This is a genomic window from Streptococcus sp. 2741 (genome assembly GCF_013276315.1).
In the GTDB taxonomy this organism is placed as follows: domain Bacteria; phylum Bacillota; class Bacilli; order Lactobacillales; family Streptococcaceae; genus Streptococcus; species Streptococcus pseudopneumoniae.
Genome location: NZ_VMKU01000018.1, coordinates 42903 through 64148, shown reverse-complemented (window position 1 = coordinate 64148; position 21246 = coordinate 42903). Strand labels below are relative to the sequence as shown.

The window sequence follows — 21246 nt, the reverse complement described above, 5'->3', positions numbered from 1 at the left end:
TTTGAAGAGATTTTCGAAGAGTATAAAAGTAATCAATAGCCAATAAAATAGCTCCCTCCAAACTTGGAAAGAAGCTATTTTTTTATTGTTCCAATACTTTTCTTGGCTTGGTACCTTCAGCTGGACCGATGACACCTGCCATCTCAAGCTCTTCCATGAGACGGGTCGCACGGTTAAATCCAACTGACAAACGACGCTGAATCATAGATGCACTGGCTTTCTGAGTTTCGATTACCAAAGCCTTGGCTTCTTCAAAGAGCGGGTCACCACCAGATTCACCATCTGAAAATTCACCGTCGTTTTCAGAAACCTCACCTGGTTCAAAACTATCATCGTAGTCCGCATCTGCCTGAGCCTTGATGAAGTTCACAATGCGCTCAACATCGTCATCCGAGATAAAGGAGCCTTGGAGACGAACTGGATGATTTTCATCAATCGGTTTAAAGAGCATGTCTCCTCGACCAAGAAGTTTTTCTGCTCCATTTTCATCCAAAATCGTACGGGAGTCTGTTCCTGATGAAACCGCAAATGCTACACGAGATGGGACATTAGCCTTGATCAGACCAGAGATGACATCAACGGATGGACGCTGGGTTGCAAGAATCATGTGGATACCTGCAGCCCGCGCCTTCTGTCCTAGACGGATGATAGCATCTTCCACTTCCTTGCTTGCTACCATCATGAGGTCAGCCAACTCATCCACAATCACAACAATAAGTGGTAGTGGAATCTGCTTGTACTCAGACTGAGCATTAAACTCTTCTACCTTGGCATTAAAGCCTGCAATATTACGAACTCCCACCTTGGCAAAGAGTTCATAGCGGTTTTCCATCTCATCCACAACCTTTTGCAGGGCCTTGCTGGCCTTGCGTGGATTGGTCACGACTGGAATCAAGAGGTGGGGAATATCATTGTAAACAGACAACTCAACCATCTTGGGATCCACCATCATAAACTTGACCTGGTCGGGTCTTGCTTTCATCAGAATGCTAGCAATAATGCCGTTAACTGCTACTGACTTCCCTGAACCCGTTGAACCTGCGACGAGCAAGTGGGGCATTTTAGAAAGGTCAAAAGCTCTTGCGGTGCCATTAACCGCCTTTCCTAGAGGAATTTCCAAGAGATTTTCTGCTTTCGTTTGAGATTGTTCCCATAGTTCGCGGAAAGAAACTGTCGCAATCTCAGAGTTAGGTACCTCAATTCCCACTAAAGATTTCCCTGGGATAGGTGCTTCGATTCGGACATCCTTGGCCGCCAAGGCTAGAGCGAGGTCATCTGCTAGATTGGAAATGCGGTTGACCCTTACACCCACTGCAGGCTTGACTTCATACTTGGTCACTGATGGCCCAATTTCAGCCCGTTCAACCGTTACCTTGATACCAAAGCTAGCAAAGGTTTCTTCTAGGATTTTGATGTTTTCTCGGACGATTTTCTTCTCTTTAGACTGGTCCTTTGGTTTATCTGGGGCAAAGAGTTGTAAGCTTGGAAGTTTGTATTCAAGAGCCTCCCTGGCTGAAAAATCGACCTGAACATCTTCGTCATCAGAGCCATCTTCCTGCTCAGGGAATTCAAGTTCGGCTTGAGGCAGGATGATTTCTGGTTCCACCCAGTCTTCTTCAGGTATAGGTGGAACGTCAAGTACAACATCTGCTGTCAGAATTTCACCCGTTTCCATATCAACAGGAGGCAAATCGAGTAAGGCTTTTTCGGTCTCTTCTTGTTCTAATCTAGCCTCTTTCTCATCCTTTTGGCGAGCTTTTTCTTCTTGTTTGACAAAGCGTTCCTCTTTTCGACGCTCATGCCCTTCCCACCATTTGGCAAATCCTCGACTGAAAAATTCAGCAATATCATAAACAGACCAAGGACTGACTAGGAGGGCACCCACTAAAATCAAGATAGAACCAATAAAGTAAGTGCCGATATTTGAAAAGAGAAAGGCGGTTGGAATATAAAGAGCGACACCAATCAAGCCTCCACCAGCAAAACTGGTCGTTCGAAAACCAGTCAAATCCGTCACAACCTGAGCCATGGTTCCTTTTAGAACGGACTTATCCAAACCATATTTCCAAACCAAGTAGGCCTCAAAAATCAGGAGCAAGCCTGCAAATATGATGAAAAAGCCAGATAAGAGTCCTTCCTGTTTTCGTATCCACTTGAAAAAGAAGAGATAGAACAAGAGGCCAAATATTGCTAGATAAGCTAGGCTCCCCACCAGCAAGCGAATTAAATTGTAAAGGGTTATACCTGCAGCCCCTAATTTGAAGGCTGCGAAAATCAATAAAATCGCGATTCCCAACGAAATCAACATTCGTTGGATCGCTTCTTTTCTCTCGAGTTCTGCTTTAGACGGTCTCCGTCTTGTTTTACTTGTATTCTTGTTTGCCATTTTTCTATTATACCATATTTCACAGGCATTTCGAAAAGAGAAAAAGACTGCACCAAACGGTCCAATCTTCTTTATCATGATTATATTCAAAGTAATTGTTATTATATTTAAATAAGCAAAGTCTCAAAGTTTAGATTTTTAAGATTTCACTTCGAAATTTGTATTTTTTATTTCTTGTTTTCTATCTATTTCCCTATCCGCAACTTCCCAAACACAATCGAAATGTTTTTCCATCATAGAAATGAAATCTATTTCATCATTATTAGTTTTAAAAAAGTCATCTTTTTAGTAGTTTTACGTTCACCTATCAACACAAAATTGGTCTCCCAATTATATGGAGGCAGAGTAACTCTTAAAAAAGCCTTTGTCATCTTCATATTTTTCTTTTTTTTATAAACCAACATAAACGGCAAACGATATTGTGTTGAATAATAGCGAATTTCCATTTGTCCACTTTCTACATATTTACTATATTTTTTAGTCACATCTTCAATTTCGATACTAATATTTGTGTCAGACTTTCGCAACCCTTCTTTATCCTCAAGTTTCTCTAAATCTGATAAAAAATTGGTATAGATCTGAGAACACAAAAAACGAATTTTCATTCCATTATTCATAGCATTCTCTAATACAGTTCTATTTTCCGAAAAAAAATCAATACCTGATATAAAAAGTAAATCCAATCTTTTAGTATTTTTACATAACTTTTTAATCTCTCTAGTCGAATGCTTTTTCTTTGCCACTACACCTTTAAATCCATACGATTTCATTTCTTCTGCAATACGAAAATCTCTTGTAATTTTTTTCGTCACTAAGTAACCAAAACCACCGATTATTCCAGAAGCTAATAGAGCTGATAAAATTGATTCTACTATCTTCTTCCAATCCAAATCCAGAATAAATTCAATTATATTCATTTAAAATACTCTCATTATGTTTTTTCATTTCTATGAGTTTTATTTTAGAATATCATTCAAAAACTTGTTTGTCAAATTCTTTAAAAAAGACTGCACCAAACGGTCCAATCTTTTTATTTTCTATCTAATTTTTATGCTTGTGGTTTGCGTAGGTAACCATAAACCACACCACTTACGATTGCTCCTACCAAGACAGCAACGAGGTAAAGGAGGGCATTTGAAGTAAGGGCAATAACGAAGATTCCTCCGTGTGGCGCCATGAGTTTGATACCAGTAAGACCAACGAGACCTCCTGCTACTGCTGAACCAAGAATGAAACTTGGAATCGCACGAGCTGGGTCAGCTGCACCAAACGGAATCGCTCCCTCAGTGATAAATGACAAGCCCATGATGATATTCGTCAAACCAGAGTTGCGTTCTTCCTTGGTAAATTTATCTTTGAAAAGAAGCGTTGCGACAAAGATTGCAAGTGGTGGCACCATTCCTCCAGCCATAACTGCTGCCATGGCTACAGAACCACCTGAAGAAACAGTCGCTGCAAGCGTACCTGTACCAAAGACATAAGCCGCTTTGTTAACTGGTCCACCCATGTCAACAGCCATCATTCCACCAAGGACGATACCAAGAAGGACAGCTGAACCGCCTCCAAGACCGCCTAGGAAGTCATTCATAGCAGTGTTGATTGCCGCCATCGGGATATTCACAGCTAGCATGACAAATCCAGTCAAGATCGTTCCAAGAAGTGGCAAGAGAAGGATTGATTTAGCACCTTCAAGTGAACGAGGAACTTTAACGTATTTCTTGATAGCAAGAACCAATGCACCTGCGATAAATCCTCCCACAAGGGCACCTAGGAAACCAGATGATACACCTGCAAGAGTTGAAGTTGCTTCACCACCTGCGGCATAAGGGATCTTACCAAAGGCAAACCCTTCTTTGGCAATAGCACCAGCCACGAAACCAGCTACCAAACCTGGTTTTTCAGCAATAGAATAGGCAACATAACCTGCAAAGACTGGAAGCATCAAACCAAAGGCAGCTCCACCAATTTTCATGAACATAGAAGCTAGTTCATGGTAGGAACCAAGATTACCAAGGTTTTCATTTGGAACGCCCAAAGCACCGTCAATCAAGAAGGCAAGGGCAATCATGATACCACCACCAATAACGAATGGCAACATTTGAGATACACCACTCATCAAGTGTTTGTAGAAGGCACCACCAAGGCTTTGTTTTTCGTTAGAGGCTGTTGCGGCTTTGGCACCATTAGCGGCACGGTAGATTTCAGCATCCCCAGAAAGAGCCAAGTTAATCAGCTCTTCTGTTTTACGGATACCGTCAGCAACTGGACGATTGATCAATGGTTTGCCATCGAAACGATCCATTTCAACTGCCTTGTCTGCTGCGATGATAACAGCTTTAGCCTTACGGATATCCTCTGATGTTAGTTGGTTCCCAACACCGCTGGCACCGTTGGTTTCGACCTTGATACCAACCCCCATTTCAGCAGCCACTTTTTGAAGGGCTTCTTGGGCCATGTAAGTGTGGGCAATACCTGTCGTACAAGCTGTAACAGCCACGATAAAGTCACCAGAGTTATTGGCAGGTACTTGAACAGGTTCCTCAGTTTTTTCTGAAGCTTTGTCAAAAAGTTCGATGACTTGATCAGCTGATGTTGCTTGACGAAGTTTGTCAGCAAAACCGTCTTTCATCAAGTATTGAGACAATTCTGCCAAGGCTGCCAAGTGAGTGTCATTGGCACCTTCTGGAGCCGCAATCATGAAGAAGAGGTCTGTTGGTTGTCCGTCCAAGCTCTCATAATCAACACCCTTATTTGACTTAGCAAATAGAACTGTCGCTTCTTTGACAGCAGCGTTTTTGCTGTGAGGCATTGCGATACCGTCACCCAAACCAGTAGAAGTCAAGGCTTCACGCGCCAAAATGCCTTCTTTAAAAGTTTCAAAATCTGTTACATAACCGTGGTCTGTCAAATTTTTAATCATCTCGTCGATGACAGCTGTTTTTTCAGTTGCCTGCAAATCCAGCAACATGACATCTTTTCTCAATAAGTCTTGAATTTTCATCGTTTTTCTACCTCAACTTTTTCATATGTTTCTTTAATAAATTCTGCTGTTGCCAAATCATCTGAGAAGGTGGTTGCCGTTCCGCAAGCCACTCCCCATTTGAAGGCTTCTACTGCGTCTTTGGATTTGACAAATTCACCTGTGAATCCGGCAACCATTGAATCACCAGCTCCAACTGAATTTTTAACTGTTCCCTTGATAGGTTTGGCAAAGTAAGCTCCCCCAGATGTTACCAGAAGGGCACCATCACCAGCCATAGAGATAATGACGTTTTGAGCACCTTTAGCCAGTAACTCACGAGCATATTTCTCAATTTGGTCCAAACTTTCGAGTTTAACCCCAAAAATCGCTCCAAGTTCATGATTGTTTGGTTTAACCAAAAGTGGCTGATAGTCCAAACTATCAATCAAGGTCTGTCCTTCAAAATCGCAAACCACCTGCGCACCAGTCTGACGGGTCAAGGAAATCAAATCCTTATAGATAACATTGCCTAGATTTTTAGCACTTGAACCAGCAAAGACAACTGTATCATCTGCAGTCAAGCTAGATAAAATAGCTTTCAATTCTTCTAGCTGAGCTGGTTCAACAGTTGGACCCCTTCCGTTGATTTCTGTTTCCTGGTCTGCTTTTATCTTAACATTGATACGAGTATCTTCTGCCACTTGGACAAAACGTGTCTCAATTTTTTCCTCTGCCAAAGTATCTGTGATAAATTTACCAGTAAAGCCACCGATAAATCCAGTCGCAGTATTGGGAATATCCAAGCGTTTCAAGACACGGCTAACATTGATTCCTTTCCCACCAGCAAACTTATCATCACTGTCCATACGATTGACACTACCGACTTGAACTTGGTCCAAACGAACGATATAGTCAATGGATGGATTGAGTGTGACTGTATAAATCATACTTCTATTACCTCCGTTTTCTCCTTAATAGCCTGCAAGAGCTCATGCCCTTGACTTGTGATAACAATAGCTCGTTTGAGTGGAGCTACCTTGGCAAAGCAAGTTTGTCCAATCTTAGACGAATCCACCAAGACGTAGGTCTGCTTGGCATTCTCCAAAATAGCTCTTTTCACAGCTCCCTCCTCCATATCAGGAGTCGTATAATAGCCATCGTCAACACCATTCATTCCGATAAAGGCACGGTCAAAGTGCAATTGGTTAATCTGGTTAAGAGCAACGCCCCCGATACTAGCATCTGTCGCCGTCTTGACGTTTCCTCCAACCATGACAGTTGGAATCTGCTTTTCAACCAACTGAGCGGCATGGTGAATGGAGTTGGTCACAACTGTAACATTCTTATTGACCAATTCATGAATCAAAAAAGCAGTTGTTGTTCCAGCATCGATAAAGATGACATCTTTTTCTTTAATGAGAGAGGCTGCCTTCTGAGCCAGCAACTTCTTTTCTTGAAGGTTTTTGACAGATTTTTCTTGAATGGTTTCTTCTTCTTGCAAGGAATGGGGCAATTCTGCTCCACCATGCACGCGACGAAGCTTGTTTTCCGCTTCCAACTCATCCAAGTCTCTTCGAACCGTTGATTCTGACGTTTCTAGCAAACTAACTAATTTTTCAAGAGAAACTACATGATGTTGATTTAACTCCTCTAAAATCAGTTGCTTACGCTCTGTTTTTAACACTGAATCACCTCCTGTTATCGTTTACACCATTCATTCTATCATACTTTTTTTCAAAGTCAAGCATTTTTTATCATTTTCCTTCAAATTCTGTCATTTTTCTTATTTACAGAATTTTTATTGCAAGATAAGGACCTTTATGGTAGACTATTTAAGTAAGTATTGGAAGATTACTCAAGAGGCTTAAGAGGCCGTGTTGGAAACGCGGTAGGCGTGTAATAGCGTGCGTGGGTTCGAATCCCATGTCTTCCGTGGAAAAACAGATCTAATACATGATACCCTAAAACTTTGTATTTCTATCTTAGTTTTTGGGTATTTTGTAATTTCTTTACAATCTCCACATCGTTTCAATATACAAGTTCTAGAGAGAGTATGAATTCTTTCCACTCCCTTCTTATCTCATACTATTTTACAAACAGTAAAAGACAAAATCTCAAATACTTCAAGTTTAATTAATCCAGTTTCTTAAACTCTTACTTTTTAACTAAACCATAAAAGATTTTCTTTTCGTTCTTTTTTTGATATACTTTACTTATAAAAACAGATAAATTAAATATCAAAACTTATTATGAAATTCTATAGAGTGTAAAATGAAGGGAAGAACAAAATGTCAAAAGTTGTTAAAGTTACAGGAGCAGAGGTTGTAATCTCACATAATGAAGAGTACTTAAAAATAAATCCATCTGAATTAAATTTTGTTCCAAAATTAGGTGACGAAGTTGAAATTCATAAAGTAGATGGTGAGATTATTATCATGAAAGTTGAAGATAAAAAAGACGACAAAATTAATATTAACATTGTCAATGAAAACAACGCTGTGCAAAATCAGTCACAAGTTGTTCACACTCAAGAAATCGCTACGGGTGTACATTATGTTAATAAGTGGGTTTATGTTATTCTTGCTTTATTCTTAGGCGGATTGGGTATACATCATTTTTACGCAGGATATAACGGAAAAGGTTTCCTTTTTCTGATTTTATCTTTAACAGGAATACCTGCTATTATTGCACTTTTCCAAGGCATCATAGCTCTCTTTAAGAAACCAGATGCATACGGAAGGATCGCTGTCTGATCTACATTTCAGATTTCCACTCTCTAGAATGTAGATAAAGTAGAAAGGAAAGATATGAAAGAGTTACTTCTGACAGATAGTGAAGCTAAAGCTCTCATAAAAATAATTAAAGCAATTGCTAATAAACACAATCGAACTCTTACGAATCGCAGTTCAGGTACTATTGACCTTGTTTGCAAGCATGATACTAGATTTATTTTGAACTACTTCTACAGCACTACAAGCAAAGTTTTTCATCTAAGGGAAACTCAACACAACTACACTCTCTTACGAATCAATCTAAATAATAAATTCCATAAGAACGCAAACGGCGAGAAAGTTTGGGGAAATCGAGTTAACATCTTCTCTGAAGAAGAGTATTATCAAAAAGGGGATGAAACAACTCATTACAAAGCCTATCCACTACCTTATGAAGATATTCTTAACACTGATGACTTCCTGAATATGCTTGATAATTTGCTTGACTATACCAATGTGAACAATCCTGAAAATATAGCAATTAATATACAAGAGGATTTGTTATAATCACCCTATAAAGAAAGGAGAATATCATGAATGCTACTGATATCAAAAATACCTATCTAAATTACATAAAAGAAAACGCTGTTTTTAACGATGTGACTGATACTCATACTGAAGTGATTACTCCTTTTATAGACCCATTAGGTGAAGCTATTGGTTTCTCAATAAAAAGCAATGGAAAACATTTGACAGTTACAGATGATGGTTATACTATCTGGAATTTATCCATTAATAATATTGATGTTACAAAAAAAGGGCGACGTCAAGACATCTTTAACTCACTTCTCCACTTTAATGGATTTGATTTACACGATGGAGCAATCGAACGAACGACTGGTAAAGAACATCTAGGACAAGTCATACATGATATGACACAATTGCTGATGAATGTTTATGACTTTATTCAGCTAACACCTAACAATATTAAATCTCAATTTTTAGACGATGTTAAATCTTACTTCATGAAAAATGAGCATTACACAGTCTTTCCAGCTTTCTCAATTGCAGGTAAATCTCGTTTAGAACACCGCTTTAATTTTGTGTTTATGAGTAAAGGTATTTCAAAAATAGCCAGAGTTCACAATAACATAACCAAACAACAAGTTGATACTATCTTAGCTAGTTGGTTAGATACATCTGAATACCGTAGAAAAGAATATGGAGATACAGAACAGTTGTATATCATTGTAAGCGATGAAGGGTATAATAATATCAAAGATGACCATCAAATCGCTCTACAAGAGTATGGTATTAACATTTTGAACTTCTCAGATAAAGAACAATTAGAGGTCCAATTAGGGAAGTAACTACAAAAAATCCTATATTTACTAAAGCATGCAGAGGAATACTCGAATCGGAGAACGCTTTACGAAGTACATAGATTTCTAGGATGCAACAAATGTTGTATCCTTTTTTTGTATCCCTTTTTTAAAAATAGGGTCTGTTTTAGGCTCTGTTTGTGACTCCTTTTTTAGCAAAAGAATGCAAAGGAATACCAAAGACAAAAACAAAAAACGTTGATTTAACAACGTTTTACCAAGGAATGCAAAGGAATAATGGAGCCGGTGGGAGTCGAACCCACGTCCAAACACCTGCCAACATATTTGTCTACAACCATAGGTTATGTATTAGTTTAACAGCCCCTCGACACATAACTCAAGCCTAGAAACTGCGAGTCTATCAATCTCTTATCAAGCCGCTAGACAAGACTCAATCGTATCTCGCTAATAATAAGACCTGTCATTGAACACGAGCAATCCAAATCGGGTCACGCCTGCTGGTTTTTAGGCAGCTAGAGCGTAAGAAGTGTTATTTTTTGCAGTTATATTTAACTGAGCGTTTACGTCGCCACACGAGTCGCAAAATATGCCTCATAATGCCTGTCGAATCCGTAACGACCCCAAAAGACAATAAAACTATTATACCTTATCTAACACAAAAATGCAAAAAGAAATCACATACCTAAAAAAGATACTATTCGAGAAATTTAGCAAACTGGGATACTAACTACAACTTTCTCAGTGCATAACTTTACGATTATGAATAGAACTTACGAAATCCAATTAACACATACCTAAGATGAAGCTATCTGTTTTGAAGAAATTCACGAAGAGAATTATTCTAAAATACTTTCAGATGAGAATTTTCCTACTCTCTTTGTTTCAATTCATTTGAGTTTAAAAACAATAAAATCAATCCTTATATTATTCGGACTACTTTTCACTTATTGCACCAAAATATAGTAAAATGAAATAAGAATAGGACGAATAGATCAGGACAGTCAAACCGATTTCTAACAATGTTTTAGAATTAGAGGTGTACTATTCTAGTTTCAATCTACTATAAATAGGTTTCATTCGAACTTTAATAGACTATGAAAACCAGTGGAACTTACCCTGACACGGAATTCCACTGGTTTTTTCGATTTTTATCAGATTAACTTCTACTATTCTTAGCTGTGAAAATTAGTTTAGGACTTTAACTTATTTTCAATCTTCTAATCTAAAGGTCACTTCCAGTAAATAAAAATCAGGGTTCTCCTGACTTTTACTTAGCTAATTCTCTTTCTCGTTCTTTCATGATTTTATGATTTTCATACAAACGGGATAAGAACTTAGAAATTTCTTTTAAGATAGAATAGGTTGGCACTGCGACAATCATTCCAACTACACCATAGATATTGCTTGACAACAAAAGTAAAACCAAAATCGTGATTGGATGAACCTTCATAACACTTCCTACGATTCTAGGATATAATATATTGCCATCTACCTGCTGAACAACAAGCATATAAATCACTGCAATCAGCATTCTATGGGGATCAGTGAATATATTTGCGATGATCATAGGAATCAAACCAATACTTGGCCCCACATAAGGAATTAAATTGGCTACACCAGAAAAAATAGCAAAAACTAAAGCATATTTTAAACCAATAATACTATAGCCAATATAAGCTAAACAACCTATAATGATTGCGTCAATCGAAACTCCACTAATATAGCGAGCAATCGTCGCATTTAAATTCTTTAATAAGCCTGCAATATGCAAGCGATCCCTCTTTAGAACCGTTCTTTCAAGCATGGGCAAGAATTTATGTCCATCTAGTAAGAAATAAACCAAAAAAACTGGAGTCATAATCAAAATCAAAACAGTACTGATAAGAGCTGACAAGACGCTCCCCACACTATTTGATACGCTATTTAGGATCTTTTGAAGAATATCAACATAGGATAAGTTTAACTGCTGAATTGTAGCTTCTACATCCAAATTCTGGAGCGCAGGATAATTAGATAAGTCTATGATTAAGTCTTGTACTCGACTATAAATAGTTTGACTAGATATAATCAAGCTAGATAACTGATTAATCAAAATAGGTAAGAGATAGACAACACCTATGACCATTCCCCAGACCAAAGCACACAAGGTAATTAAAATACCAAGTAAACGATTGAGTTTACAGACTTTATTTAAGAAAGTAACAATAGGGTTTGTCAAATAATAAAGAAAGCCCCCTAATAAAAATGGAATCATAATTGTATTAAGCACGCTAACAAAAGGGTTAATCAAAGACCCCATCTGTCTCCATAGGTAAAAGATGATGGTTAAGAGTAAAATTTCTGTGGTCCAAAAAAATAATTTATTTCTACGAAACATGAGTTACCTCCCTCACTCTATTTTACCATATTTTCAAAAAGCTTAACGGATGAATTATTAAAGCAAGAATATTTTTTTTCTTTATGATAGAATAAGACTACTATGAAAAAAATATTGTTAACTTTATTAACTGTCTCCTTTTTAGGAGGTGCTTCTACTGTTGCTGCTCAAGATTTTAATATTGCTGCAAAACATGCCATTGCTGTTGAGGCAAATACTGGTAAAATTCTCTATGAGAAGGATGCAACGCAACCTGTCGAAATTGCTTCCATAACAAAATTGATTACTGTTTATCTGGTCTATGAAGCTTTGGAAAAGGGAAGTATTACCCTCTCCACTCCTGTAGATATTTCTGATTATCCTTATCAATTGACGACAAATTCTGAAGCCAGTAATGTTCCTATGGAGGCCCGTAATTATACTGTCGAAGAGTTGCTTGAAGCAACTCTGGTATCTAGTGCCAACAGCGCCGCTATTGCCCTAGCTGAGAAAATTGCTGGCTCTGAAAAAAACTTCGTTGATATGATGCGAGCAAAACTCTTGGAATGGGGAATCAAAGATGCCACTGTTGTCAATACAACTGGTCTGAACAACGAGACTCTAGGAGATAATATTTACCCGGGCTCAAAAAAAGATGATGAAAACAAGCTCAGTGCTTATGATGTCGCTATCGTTGCCCGCAACCTCATCAAAAAATACCCACAAGTTTTGGAAATCACCAAAAAACCTTCTTCTACTTTTGATGGGATAACAATCACTTCAACCAACTACATGTTAGAAGGTATGCCTGCTTACCGTGGTGGTTTTGATGGACTGAAAACAGGAACAACAGATAAGGCTGGAGAGTCTTTTGTTGGTACTACTGTCGAAAAAGGCATGAGAGTCATCACAGTTGTTTTAAATGCAGACCATCAAGACAATAATCCTTACGCTCGGTTTACAGCTACATCTTCACTAATGGATTATATTTCTTCTACATTTACACTTCGCAAAATCGTTCAGCAAGGCGATGCCTATCAAGATAGCAAAACCCCTGTACAAGATGGAAAAGAAGATACGGTCACTGCAGTGGCCCCAGAGGATATCTATCTAATTGAACGTGTTGGGAATCAATCTTCCCAATCTGTTCAATTCACACCTGATTCCAAAGCAATCCCAGCACCACTTGAAGCTGGAACAGTGGTTGGCCATTTGACTTACGAAGACAAGGACTTGATTGGTCAAGGTTACATCACCACAGAGCGCCCTAGTTTCGAAATGGTTGCAGACAAGAAAATGGAAAAAGCCTTCTTCTTAAAAGTTTGGTGGAATCAGTTTGTCCGCTTTGTTAACGAGAAATTATAAAAAAATCGCGATTTAAACCGCGATTTTTTTTATTACAAATTCATCTTCAAAGTTCTTGATTTTGAGTAGATCTAATGCTCAATGAAAATCAAAGAGTAAACTAGGAAGCTAGCCGTAGGTTACTCAAAGCACCGCTTTGAGGTTGTAGATAAAGCTGACGTGGTTTACACTTTGATTTTCGAATAGTATCAAAGTCCTTGATTTTGAGTATATCTAAAATCAAATTTTACCCAACTGACCCTTCCATCTCATAGCTAATCAAGCGGTTCAGCTCAACAGCATACTCCATTGGAAGCTCTTTTGTGAAGGGCTCCACAAATCCCATAACAATCATTTCTGTCGCTTCTGATTCTGACAATCCACGACTCATGAGGTAATAGAGTTGTTCTTCTGAAATCTTAGAAACCTTAGCTTCGTGTTCCAAAGCAACTTGCGAATTGTGGATTTCATTAAATGGAATAGTATCTGATGCCGACAAGTCATCCATGATAATGGTATCACATTCAATGTGAGAAACAGATTTCTTAGAGTTCTTGTTAAAGGTTACTTGACCACGGTAGTCAACCTTTCCTCCGCCTTTAGCGATGGATTTAGACACGATAGACGAACTGGTATGTGGAGCATTGTGAATCATCTTGGCACCAGTGTCCTGGTGTTGCCCTGCATTAGCAAAGGCAATAGAAAGCATAGTACCACGCGCCCCTTCTCCATCTAGGCAAACAGATGGGTATTTCATGGTTGTTTTGGCACCCAAGTTTCCATCAATCCACTCAACAGTCGCATCTTTCAAGGCTTTAGCACGTTTCGTTACCAAGTTATAAACGTTATCAGACCAGTTTTGGATGGTTGTATAACGCATATAAGCTCCATCCAAGGCAAAGATTTCGACAATGGCAGCGTGCAAGCTGTTGCTTGAATAAGTCGGTGCTGTACATCCTTCTACGTAATGGACACTTGCTCCTTCATCAACGATAATCAAGGTACGTTCAAACTGACCTGTATTTTCGTTGTTGATACGGAAGTAAGTTTGAAGAGGAATATCTACCTTGACCCCTTTTGGTACGTAGATAAAGGTTCCACCTGACCATACTGCTGAGTTGAGGGCTGCCAACTTGTTATCTGTTGGCGGTACCAACTTCGCAAAGTATTGTTTAAACAAGTCTGGGTATTCCTTGAGGGCAGAATCCGTATCTGTAAAGATAATCCCCAATTTCTGGAACTCTTCCTTCATGTTGTGGTAAACCACTTCTGACTCATACTGGGCAGAGGCACCAGCTAGATAAGCACGCTCAGCTTCTGGTATACCAATACGTTCAAAGGTTTCTTTAATCTTTTCAGGAACGTCATCCCATGAACGAGCTGGTTTATCAGATGGTTTTTGGTAGTAGATCAAGTCATCAAAGTCAATCTCTGACAAGTCTGCTCCCCAAGTTTGCATGGGCATTTTTTTAAAGGTTTCGTAAGACTTCAAACGGAACTCTAACATCCACTCAGGTTCTCCCTTGGCAGCTGATAGTTCACGAATGACATCTTCATTCAATCCTTTTCCTGTCGATAGGACAGGCTCTACATCATCATGGAAACCAAATTTATATTCACCAAGGTCAATTGGTTTTGGTTCTACTCTTTCTTCAGCCATAATATCCTTTCTTTCATTCTTCATTTCTACTGATTCATAAGACAAAAGAAACTTGTCTTATTGTTTTTCTTGATTTTCAATTGTTTTCTTAAGGGCAGTCCAAGCCAAGGTCGCACACTTAATCCGTTGTGGAAATTTTGCAACACCTGACAAGAAGGCTGCATCACCTAGTTGGTCTTGGCGGTCATCTTTTTGTCCTTGAACCATTTCAGAAAAAATTGTCGCAAGTTCTAAAATTTCTTGTTTGGTTTTTCCTAAAACTGCGTCCGTCATCATGCTTGCAGAGGCAGTCGAGATGGTACAACCTGAGTTTAGAAAAGCGATATCCTCCAAGCGGTCATCTGCATCAAACTTGACGGAGAGATTGATGACATCCCCACAGGTAGGATTGTTGAGACTGATTTGTTCAGCGTCTTCTAACTTCCCTTGGTGATGTGGATTTTTCGAATGGTCCGCTACCACTGCCATATAAAGGCTATCTAGTTTAGAAAGTGCCATTGAAAAACTCCTTTGTCTTTTGTAAGGCATCGACTAGCTTGTCGCAATCTGCCTTGGTATTGTAGATATAAAAACTTGCACGAGCTGTTGCTGGAACATCCAAATACTGGAGCAAGGGTTGCGCACAGTGGTGACCCGCACGAACTGCCACACCTTCATAATCCAAAGCCGTTGCAAGGTCGTGAGGATGAAGGTCGCCTAGGTTAAAAGCAATGACACCTGAACGTTGAGCCAAGTCCTGTGAACCATAAATGGTCAGTCCTTCAATCGCCTGTAATTTTGGATAGACATATGCAATCAGTTCCTGTTCATGGGCTTCGATGGCATCCATACCAATCTTTTCCAGATAATCCACTGCTGCTGCCAGTCCGATAGCACCTGCCATGTTAGGAGTTCCAGCCTCGAATTTCCAAGGCAATTCCTTCCAACTAGCCGATTGTTCGTAGACGAAATCAATCATCTCGCCGCCAAATTCTATTGGAGACATTTGCTCCAGATACTTTTCTTTGCCGTAAAGGACACCTATCCCAGTCGGACCAGCCATCTTGTGACCTGAAAAGGCAAAGAAGTCCACATCCAAGTCCTGAACATCAATCTTCATATGAGGCGTAGATTGAGCACCATCCACCACCATGATGGCTCCAACTTGGTGGGCTATTTGAGTGATTTCCTTGATAGGATTAACCACTCCAAGAACATTTGAGGCATGAGCTAGGGAGACAAATTTCACCTTATCAGTCAATTTAACTCGCAAGTCATCCATATCCAAGGCACCGTCCCTGAGATAAACATAGACAAGCTCTGCCCCAGTCTTACGGCAGGCTTCCTGCCATGGAATGATATTGGAATGGTGTTCCATGACAGAAATCAAAACTTGATCTCCCTCAGTCAGAATCTCCTCAGCAAAGCGAGCTACCCAGTTAAGACTGGTTGTCGTTCCTCTGGTAAAGAGAACTTCCTTTGTAGAGTCTGCATTGATAAACTTACGAATGGTTTCACGAGCCGCCTCATAAGAAGCTGTCGCCCTTTCTGCCAAGGTATGAACACCACGGTGAACATTGGCATTGTCCTTCTCATAGTAGCGGTTAATCGTTTCAAGAACAGCTAGTGGTTTTTGTGTCGTTGCAGCATTGTCTAAATAGACCAATGGCTCATCGTTGACAATCTGGTCTAAAATTGGAAAATCCTTGCGAATCGCTTCTACATCTAACATAGGCTACCCCTTAGCGTTTTGACAATTTTTCTTCGATAGTCGCAATCATTTCATCACGAACTTCCTTGACTGGAATCTCAACGATAACGGAGCCAAGGAAACCACGGACAACCAAACGTTCTGCAGTTGCCTTATCCAAGCCACGGCTCATGAGGTAGTACATATCTTCTGGATCCACCTGACCGATAGAAGCCGCGTGTCCTGCAGTAACATCATTTTCGTCAATCAAAAGAATTGGGTTAGCATCTGAACGCGCTTGGTCTGAAAGCATGAGAACACGACTTTCTTGTTGCGCATCTGCTCCCTTAGCACCCTTGATGATGTGACCGATACCATTGAAAGTCAAAGTTGCTTTTTCAAGAATAACCCCATGTTGAAGGATATTTCCAATTGAGTTGCAACCATAGTTGGTTACACGAGTATCAATCCCTTGTACCTGACGGCCACTTGAAAGAGCTACAACCTTGAGATCTGCATGGCTACCATTTCCAATCAAGTCGCTATCAAAGTCAGCAACAACATTCCCTTCGTTCATGACACCGATTGCCCAGTCAATGCTTGCATCGTTGCCTAATTTACCACGACGGCTAATGTAAGCAGTGACGTTTTCACCTAGACGGTCAATCGCAGCAAACTTCACTTGAGCACCAGAACGTGCAATCACTTCGACAGTGATGTTTGCAGTTGCTTTTGTACTTCCTTCACCACGTGACTCTAAACGCTCCAGATAACTAATCTTAGAATTTTTACCAGCGATAATCATAATATGCTTGTTAAACGGTACATCGCTATCGCTGTCTTGGTAGAAAATACCTTCGATTGGTTCTTTAATCTCAACATTATCAGGAATATAGAGGACAGCACCACTATTGAAATAAGCTGTATGGTAGGCTGCCAACTTATCATCGTCATACTTGACAGATGACATGAATAATTCCTCAACAAGCTCTGGAATTTCTTCTAAAGCTGAATGGAAGTCTGTAAAGACGACACCCTGTTGAGCCAACTCAACTGGAATTTGCTCAAAAACAGTTTGCGTTCCTACTTGCACCAACTTCAAGTGGTTATCTAAAGTTGTGAAATCTGGAACATTTACTGATGGCTCGCTTTCTGTAATCGTTCCATCACCCAGATTCCAACGGTGGAATTTGACACGCTCAATAACTGGTAATTCCAAAGTCTCAATCTTGTCAAAAGCTTTTTGACGGAGGTCAGCCAACCAGCTTGGTTCAGCGTGCATTTCTGAAAAAAGTTTAATATTTTCTTTAGTCATTTACTTCTCCTAAAAGATACGAGGGAATTACAATTCTTCCTTGTAGTCGTAGCCAAGTTCTTCAGCTAGTTTTGCGTATCCTTCACGCTCCAAACGCGCAGCCAATTCTGGACCACCAGAAAGGACAACACGACCTTCCATCATGACGTGTACCACGTCTGGTGTGATGTAGTTCAAAAGACGTTGGTAGTGAGTGATAATCATAGCACCAAAGCCTTCACCACGCATAGCATTGACACCTTTTGATACGACTTTAAGAGCGTCAATATCAAGACCAGAGTCAATCTCATCCAAAAGGGCAAAAGTTGGTTCCAACATCAAAAGTTGAAGAATTTCATTTCGTTTTTTCTCACCACCAGAGAAACCTTCATTGAGATAACGTTCAGCCATTTCTTCTTTCATGTTGAGCAATTCCATTTTCTCGTCCAACTTAGTGATAAACTCACGAACTGAAATCTTTTCATCATCTTCTTTACCAGCATTCATAGCGGCACGAAGAAACTCAGCATTGGTAATTCCAGGAATTTCAGATGGGTATTGCATAGCAAGGAAAAGTCCCATACGCGCACGCTCATCCACTTCCAACTCAAGGATGTTTACGCCATCAAACAAAACTTCACCTTTGGTTACTTCATAGTTTGGATTTCCCATGATAGCGGCAGAAAGAGTCGATTTACCTGTACCATTTGGTCCCATGATAGCGGCAATTTCTCCTGTTTTCAGGGTCAGGTTCACCCCTTTTAAAATTTCTTTTCCTTCAATCTCAACGTGAAGATCTTTGATTTCTAATACTGACATGATAGTTCCTTTCTTTTTCAAGACCTTTACAGTGCTTACTAGAAACATACTAGTTGTCTCTAGAAAATACGGTAATACTCAATGAAAATCAAAGAGCAAACTAGGAAGCTAGCCGCAGGTTGCTCAAAGTACCGCTTTGAGGTTGCAGATAAAGCTGACGTGGTTTGAAGAGATTTTCGAAGAGTATAAAAGGTCAATAAATATACTTTTATAGTATAACAAAAAAAAGCCTAAAAGGCTTTGATTTTGTCTGGAAGCTGAGGGCTAGTCTTTCCTATTAAAATGCTGATCGATGACATCAACGATTTTGCCCATCACATAACTGACACGAAAATTTCTGAAGAGTAAAATTGCCCAAAAGGCTGCCATAATATAGCGGCCAGTCATCCAGGCTTCATTGAAAAAATAGGTCTCAGCAGCTGTAAACAGCGCCATAATAATAAATTGTTGTTTATTCATAAATTTATTGTATCATGAAATCTTTCTTTAGTCTTCCTCTACCTTCACTTTATCAGCCAAAAATTCAAATCCTTCTGGAATCAGACTTTCTTCTGCTTCTTTTTCAGTTTGAGAAGATTTGGCTTTGGCTGAAAAGGCTGCGCGAACTTCTTTCCATTCCTCCATGGAAATAGCTAAAATCTCAGGTGAAAAACCTGCTGCCTGACTGAGGATGTTGCCAAACATAGTGTTGAGATTGTCCCGTTTCATGGTTTGACCAGCATTAAAGTTAGACTCAAAAGCAAGAATTGCATGGTGTTCATTGGCCGCAACCGGTTGAGAACCAACCAGCAAAGCCTTATCCGGCCCACCTAGACTTTCAATTACCTCTCCCCAGGCATTCTGCAAGCGAATCAGGTTTTGACGTGCCAAATCAGGATTTTCGACAGCCTCTTGTAAGATAGATTGCACTTTATTGCGATCTACACGATAGACTGTTTTGCCCGTAGCTGGACGACTAGGAGCTGGACTTGTTGGCTTGGATACAGTTCCCACATTTGCGAGTTCTTGTTTGAGACGTGTCACTTCCTGTCTCAGCGTAGCAATTTCATGTTCAACTGCCCCAGAAAGAGCTAGTTCAGGCTTAATCTCTGCTAAACGGATGGTCATCATCTCAGCATAAATCTTGGGCTGCAAACTAGACTTAATATCTGCTAAACTCACTGTCGCTAAGCGAATCATTTCAAACAGATTTTCCTGAGGAAGTGCCAAATTTTCTACAAAGACTGGACTATGATGAGTATTTTCTCCCCCTGTTTGAACAATTAACAAGTCTCTTAAATAGTGCAAAAGGTCGGTCACAAAACGGGTCATGCTCTTACCATTATCAAAAAGAAGATTCAAGCAAGACAAAGCTTTGGGAACATCCTGTTGAGACAAGGCAGCCACATAATCATCCAAGGCTGATAGGCTAATGGTGCCAGTAATTTCTTCAGAGATGGCAGTCGTCAATTCATTTCCCTGTGTCAAACTCAGGGCTTGATCCAAAATAGACAAGGCGTCCCGCATTCCACCTTCCGCTCGTCTGGCAATGATTTCCACAGCCTCTGGTTCAGAACTGATATTTTCTTTTTCTAAGATATAGTGGATATGTTCCTTAATATCCTGTGTCTTAATTGATTTAAACTCAAAACGTTGCACACGGGATAAAATAGTAGCAGGAATCTTGTGCAATTCAGTAGTGGCCAAAATAAAGACTACATTCTGTGTTGGCTCTTCCAGCGTCTTTAGGAGGGCATTAAAAGCCCCTGTAGACAGCATGTGAACCTCATCTATGATATAAACCTTATAACGAGCAAGACTAGGGGCGTAGGTAGATTTATCACGAATTTCACGAATTTCATCCACCCCATTATTAGAGGCCGCATCCATTTCAATGACATCTTCTAAACTACCGTCCGTCACTGCCTGACAAATATAGCAGTTATTACAAGGTTCACCACCCACTTGATTGGGACAGTTCATAGCCTTAGCAAAAATCTTAGCTACACTGGTTTTTCCCGTTCCACGTGGACCAGAAAAAAGATAAGCATGACTTATTTTTTCTTGTTCCACTGCTTGTTTAAGAGTCTTAGCCACAACTTCTTGACCAACCAACTGGGAGAAGTTTTGACTTCTATATTTTCGATAAAGTGCTTGATACATTAAGATTTTTCCCCAAACATTGTAAAGTCCCATTCCGTCTTTTCAAGCAAAATAGCAACAAATTGTTCCAAATAATCTCGATCCATAGCATCGTAATCCTCAATCTCTGAAGAATCCAAATCCAGAACTCCAAGTAGTTGGCCATTCTTTATCATCGGCACCACAATTTCACTTTTAGCTAGACTGTCACAAGAAATATAGTTGGGATAGGTACTTACATCACCAACCAGGACTGTTTCCTGAAACTCAGCAGCTTCACCACATACGCCCTTGCCTAGTGCAATACGGATACAGGAAACACCTCCTTGGAAGGGACCTAAAACCAATTCCTTTCCATCGAACAAATAAAAACCTGCAAATACGGTATTCGGAAAACGTGATTTTATGAGAGCACTGGCGTTGGAAAGATTAGCCAAAACATTGGTCTCGCCTTCCAATAGGAAGGACAATTCTTCATTTAACATTTGATAACGTGATTGTTTTTCTGATTTTAACATAGAACTATTATATCAAAAAAGGAGCAGAGACAAAAGAAAAATCCCTTGTTTAGTAAACAAAGG

The 21246-nt window shown here is 39.6% G+C and carries 18 protein-coding genes, 1 tRNA gene and 1 other RNA gene; 5 read left to right on the top strand and 15 right to left on the bottom strand.

Features of this window, described 5'->3' with window-relative positions; translation table 11 throughout:
• Positions 1-82: 82 nt before the first annotated feature.
• The 5 genes from HT671_RS02685 to HT671_RS02665 all read right to left on the bottom strand — a co-directional run bounded on the left by HT671_RS02685 (position 83) and on the right by HT671_RS02665 (position 7032).
• On the bottom strand, positions 83-2386 hold the full coding sequence (locus tag HT671_RS02685) for a DNA translocase FtsK (RefSeq protein WP_078138006.1): 2304 nt from the start codon (positions 2384-2386) through the stop codon (positions 83-85).
• A gap of 248 nt (positions 2387-2634) precedes the next feature.
• The gene (locus HT671_RS02680) at positions 2635-3303 is read right to left on the bottom strand and encodes a hypothetical protein (protein WP_240153262.1); all 669 of its coding nucleotides are present in this window, start codon (positions 3301-3303) and stop codon (positions 2635-2637) included.
• A gap of 131 nt (positions 3304-3434) precedes the next feature.
• Positions 3435-5387 carry a fructose-specific PTS transporter subunit EIIC gene (locus HT671_RS02675; protein ID WP_138704278.1) on the bottom strand — a complete coding sequence of 651 codons (1953 nt, stop codon included), beginning with the start codon at positions 5385-5387 and terminating at the stop codon, positions 3435-3437.
• Positions 5384-6295, bottom strand: coding sequence for a 1-phosphofructokinase (gene pfkB, locus HT671_RS02670; RefSeq protein ID WP_138704279.1), 912 nt, complete (start codon positions 6293-6295; stop codon positions 5384-5386). Before pfkB ends, HT671_RS02675 begins: the two co-directional genes overlap by 4 nt.
• Positions 6292-7032 (bottom strand): DeoR/GlpR family DNA-binding transcription regulator, encoded by a 741-nt coding sequence (locus HT671_RS02665; protein ID WP_000920642.1) that lies wholly within the window; start codon positions 7030-7032, stop codon positions 6292-6294. The genes pfkB and HT671_RS02665 overlap by 4 nt, the downstream gene beginning before the upstream one ends.
• Positions 7033-7193: 161 nt before the next feature.
• On the opposite strand from HT671_RS02665, the gene HT671_RS02660 reads away from it, so the two are divergent.
• The 4 genes from HT671_RS02660 to HT671_RS02645 all read left to right on the top strand — a co-directional run bounded on the left by HT671_RS02660 (position 7194) and on the right by HT671_RS02645 (position 9429).
• Positions 7194-7281, top strand: a tRNA-Ser gene (locus HT671_RS02660).
• 355 nt (positions 7282-7636) lie between these two features.
• Positions 7637-8101 carry a TM2 domain-containing protein gene (locus HT671_RS02655; RefSeq protein WP_023936165.1) on the top strand — a complete coding sequence of 155 codons (465 nt, stop codon included), beginning with the start codon at positions 7637-7639 and terminating at the stop codon, positions 8099-8101.
• 54 nt (positions 8102-8155) lie between these two features.
• Positions 8156-8626, top strand: coding sequence for a hypothetical protein (locus HT671_RS02650; protein WP_050222949.1), 471 nt, complete (start codon positions 8156-8158; stop codon positions 8624-8626).
• Between the two features lie 26 nt (positions 8627-8652).
• A complete protein-coding gene (locus HT671_RS02645) occupies positions 8653-9429 on the top strand; it encodes a DUF1828 domain-containing protein (protein WP_050222948.1) in 777 nt (258 codons plus the stop codon).
• A gap of 247 nt (positions 9430-9676) precedes the next feature.
• Here the strand turns inward: HT671_RS02645 and ssrA are convergent.
• Positions 9677-10024, bottom strand: a transfer-messenger RNA (tmRNA) gene (gene ssrA, locus HT671_RS02640).
• A 645-nt stretch (positions 10025-10669) separates the two neighbouring features.
• The gene (cozE, locus tag HT671_RS02635) at positions 10670-11779 is read right to left on the bottom strand and encodes a cell elongation protein CozE (protein ID WP_023936171.1); all 1110 of its coding nucleotides are present in this window, start codon (positions 11777-11779) and stop codon (positions 10670-10672) included.
• Positions 11780-11881: 102 nt separating this feature from the next.
• Here cozE and pbp3 point away from each other — a divergent pair, with 102 nt between their 5' ends.
• Complete coding sequence (pbp3, locus tag HT671_RS02630) at positions 11882-13123, top strand: D-alanyl-D-alanine carboxypeptidase PBP3 (RefSeq protein ID WP_050222947.1); 1242 nt, start codon at positions 11882-11884, stop codon at positions 13121-13123.
• Positions 13124-13349: 226 nt separating this feature from the next.
• On the opposite strand, the gene sufB is transcribed toward pbp3, so the two are convergent.
• The 8 genes from sufB to HT671_RS02590 all read right to left on the bottom strand — a co-directional run bounded on the left by sufB (position 13350) and on the right by HT671_RS02590 (position 21183).
• Positions 13350-14762 (bottom strand): Fe-S cluster assembly protein SufB, encoded by a 1413-nt coding sequence (gene sufB, locus HT671_RS02625; RefSeq protein WP_050222946.1) that lies wholly within the window; start codon positions 14760-14762, stop codon positions 13350-13352.
• Positions 14763-14819: 57 nt separating this feature from the next.
• Positions 14820-15260 (bottom strand): Fe-S cluster assembly sulfur transfer protein SufU, encoded by a 441-nt coding sequence (sufU, locus tag HT671_RS02620; protein WP_050222945.1) that lies wholly within the window; start codon positions 15258-15260, stop codon positions 14820-14822.
• On the bottom strand, positions 15247-16473 hold the full coding sequence (locus HT671_RS02615; protein ID WP_050222944.1) for a cysteine desulfurase: 1227 nt from the start codon (positions 16471-16473) through the stop codon (positions 15247-15249). Before HT671_RS02615 ends, sufU begins: the two co-directional genes overlap by 14 nt.
• 10 nt (positions 16474-16483) lie before the next feature.
• Positions 16484-17746 carry a Fe-S cluster assembly protein SufD gene (gene sufD, locus HT671_RS02610; RefSeq protein ID WP_101514360.1) on the bottom strand — a complete coding sequence of 421 codons (1263 nt, stop codon included), beginning with the start codon at positions 17744-17746 and terminating at the stop codon, positions 16484-16486.
• Positions 17747-17773: 27 nt separating this feature from the next.
• Positions 17774-18544 carry a Fe-S cluster assembly ATPase SufC gene (gene sufC / locus HT671_RS02605; RefSeq protein WP_000114489.1) on the bottom strand — a complete coding sequence of 257 codons (771 nt, stop codon included), beginning with the start codon at positions 18542-18544 and terminating at the stop codon, positions 17774-17776.
• A gap of 264 nt (positions 18545-18808) precedes the next feature.
• On the bottom strand, positions 18809-19003 hold the full coding sequence (locus tag HT671_RS02600; protein WP_001041547.1) for a DUF3272 domain-containing protein: 195 nt from the start codon (positions 19001-19003) through the stop codon (positions 18809-18811).
• A gap of 27 nt (positions 19004-19030) precedes the next feature.
• Positions 19031-20686 carry a DNA polymerase III subunit gamma/tau gene (gene dnaX, locus HT671_RS02595; protein ID WP_050222942.1) on the bottom strand — a complete coding sequence of 552 codons (1656 nt, stop codon included), beginning with the start codon at positions 20684-20686 and terminating at the stop codon, positions 19031-19033.
• The gene (locus HT671_RS02590; RefSeq protein WP_023932849.1) at positions 20686-21183 is read right to left on the bottom strand and encodes a GAF domain-containing protein; all 498 of its coding nucleotides are present in this window, start codon (positions 21181-21183) and stop codon (positions 20686-20688) included. The genes dnaX and HT671_RS02590 overlap by 1 nt, the downstream gene beginning before the upstream one ends.
• Between the last annotated feature and the right edge of the window lie 63 nt (positions 21184-21246).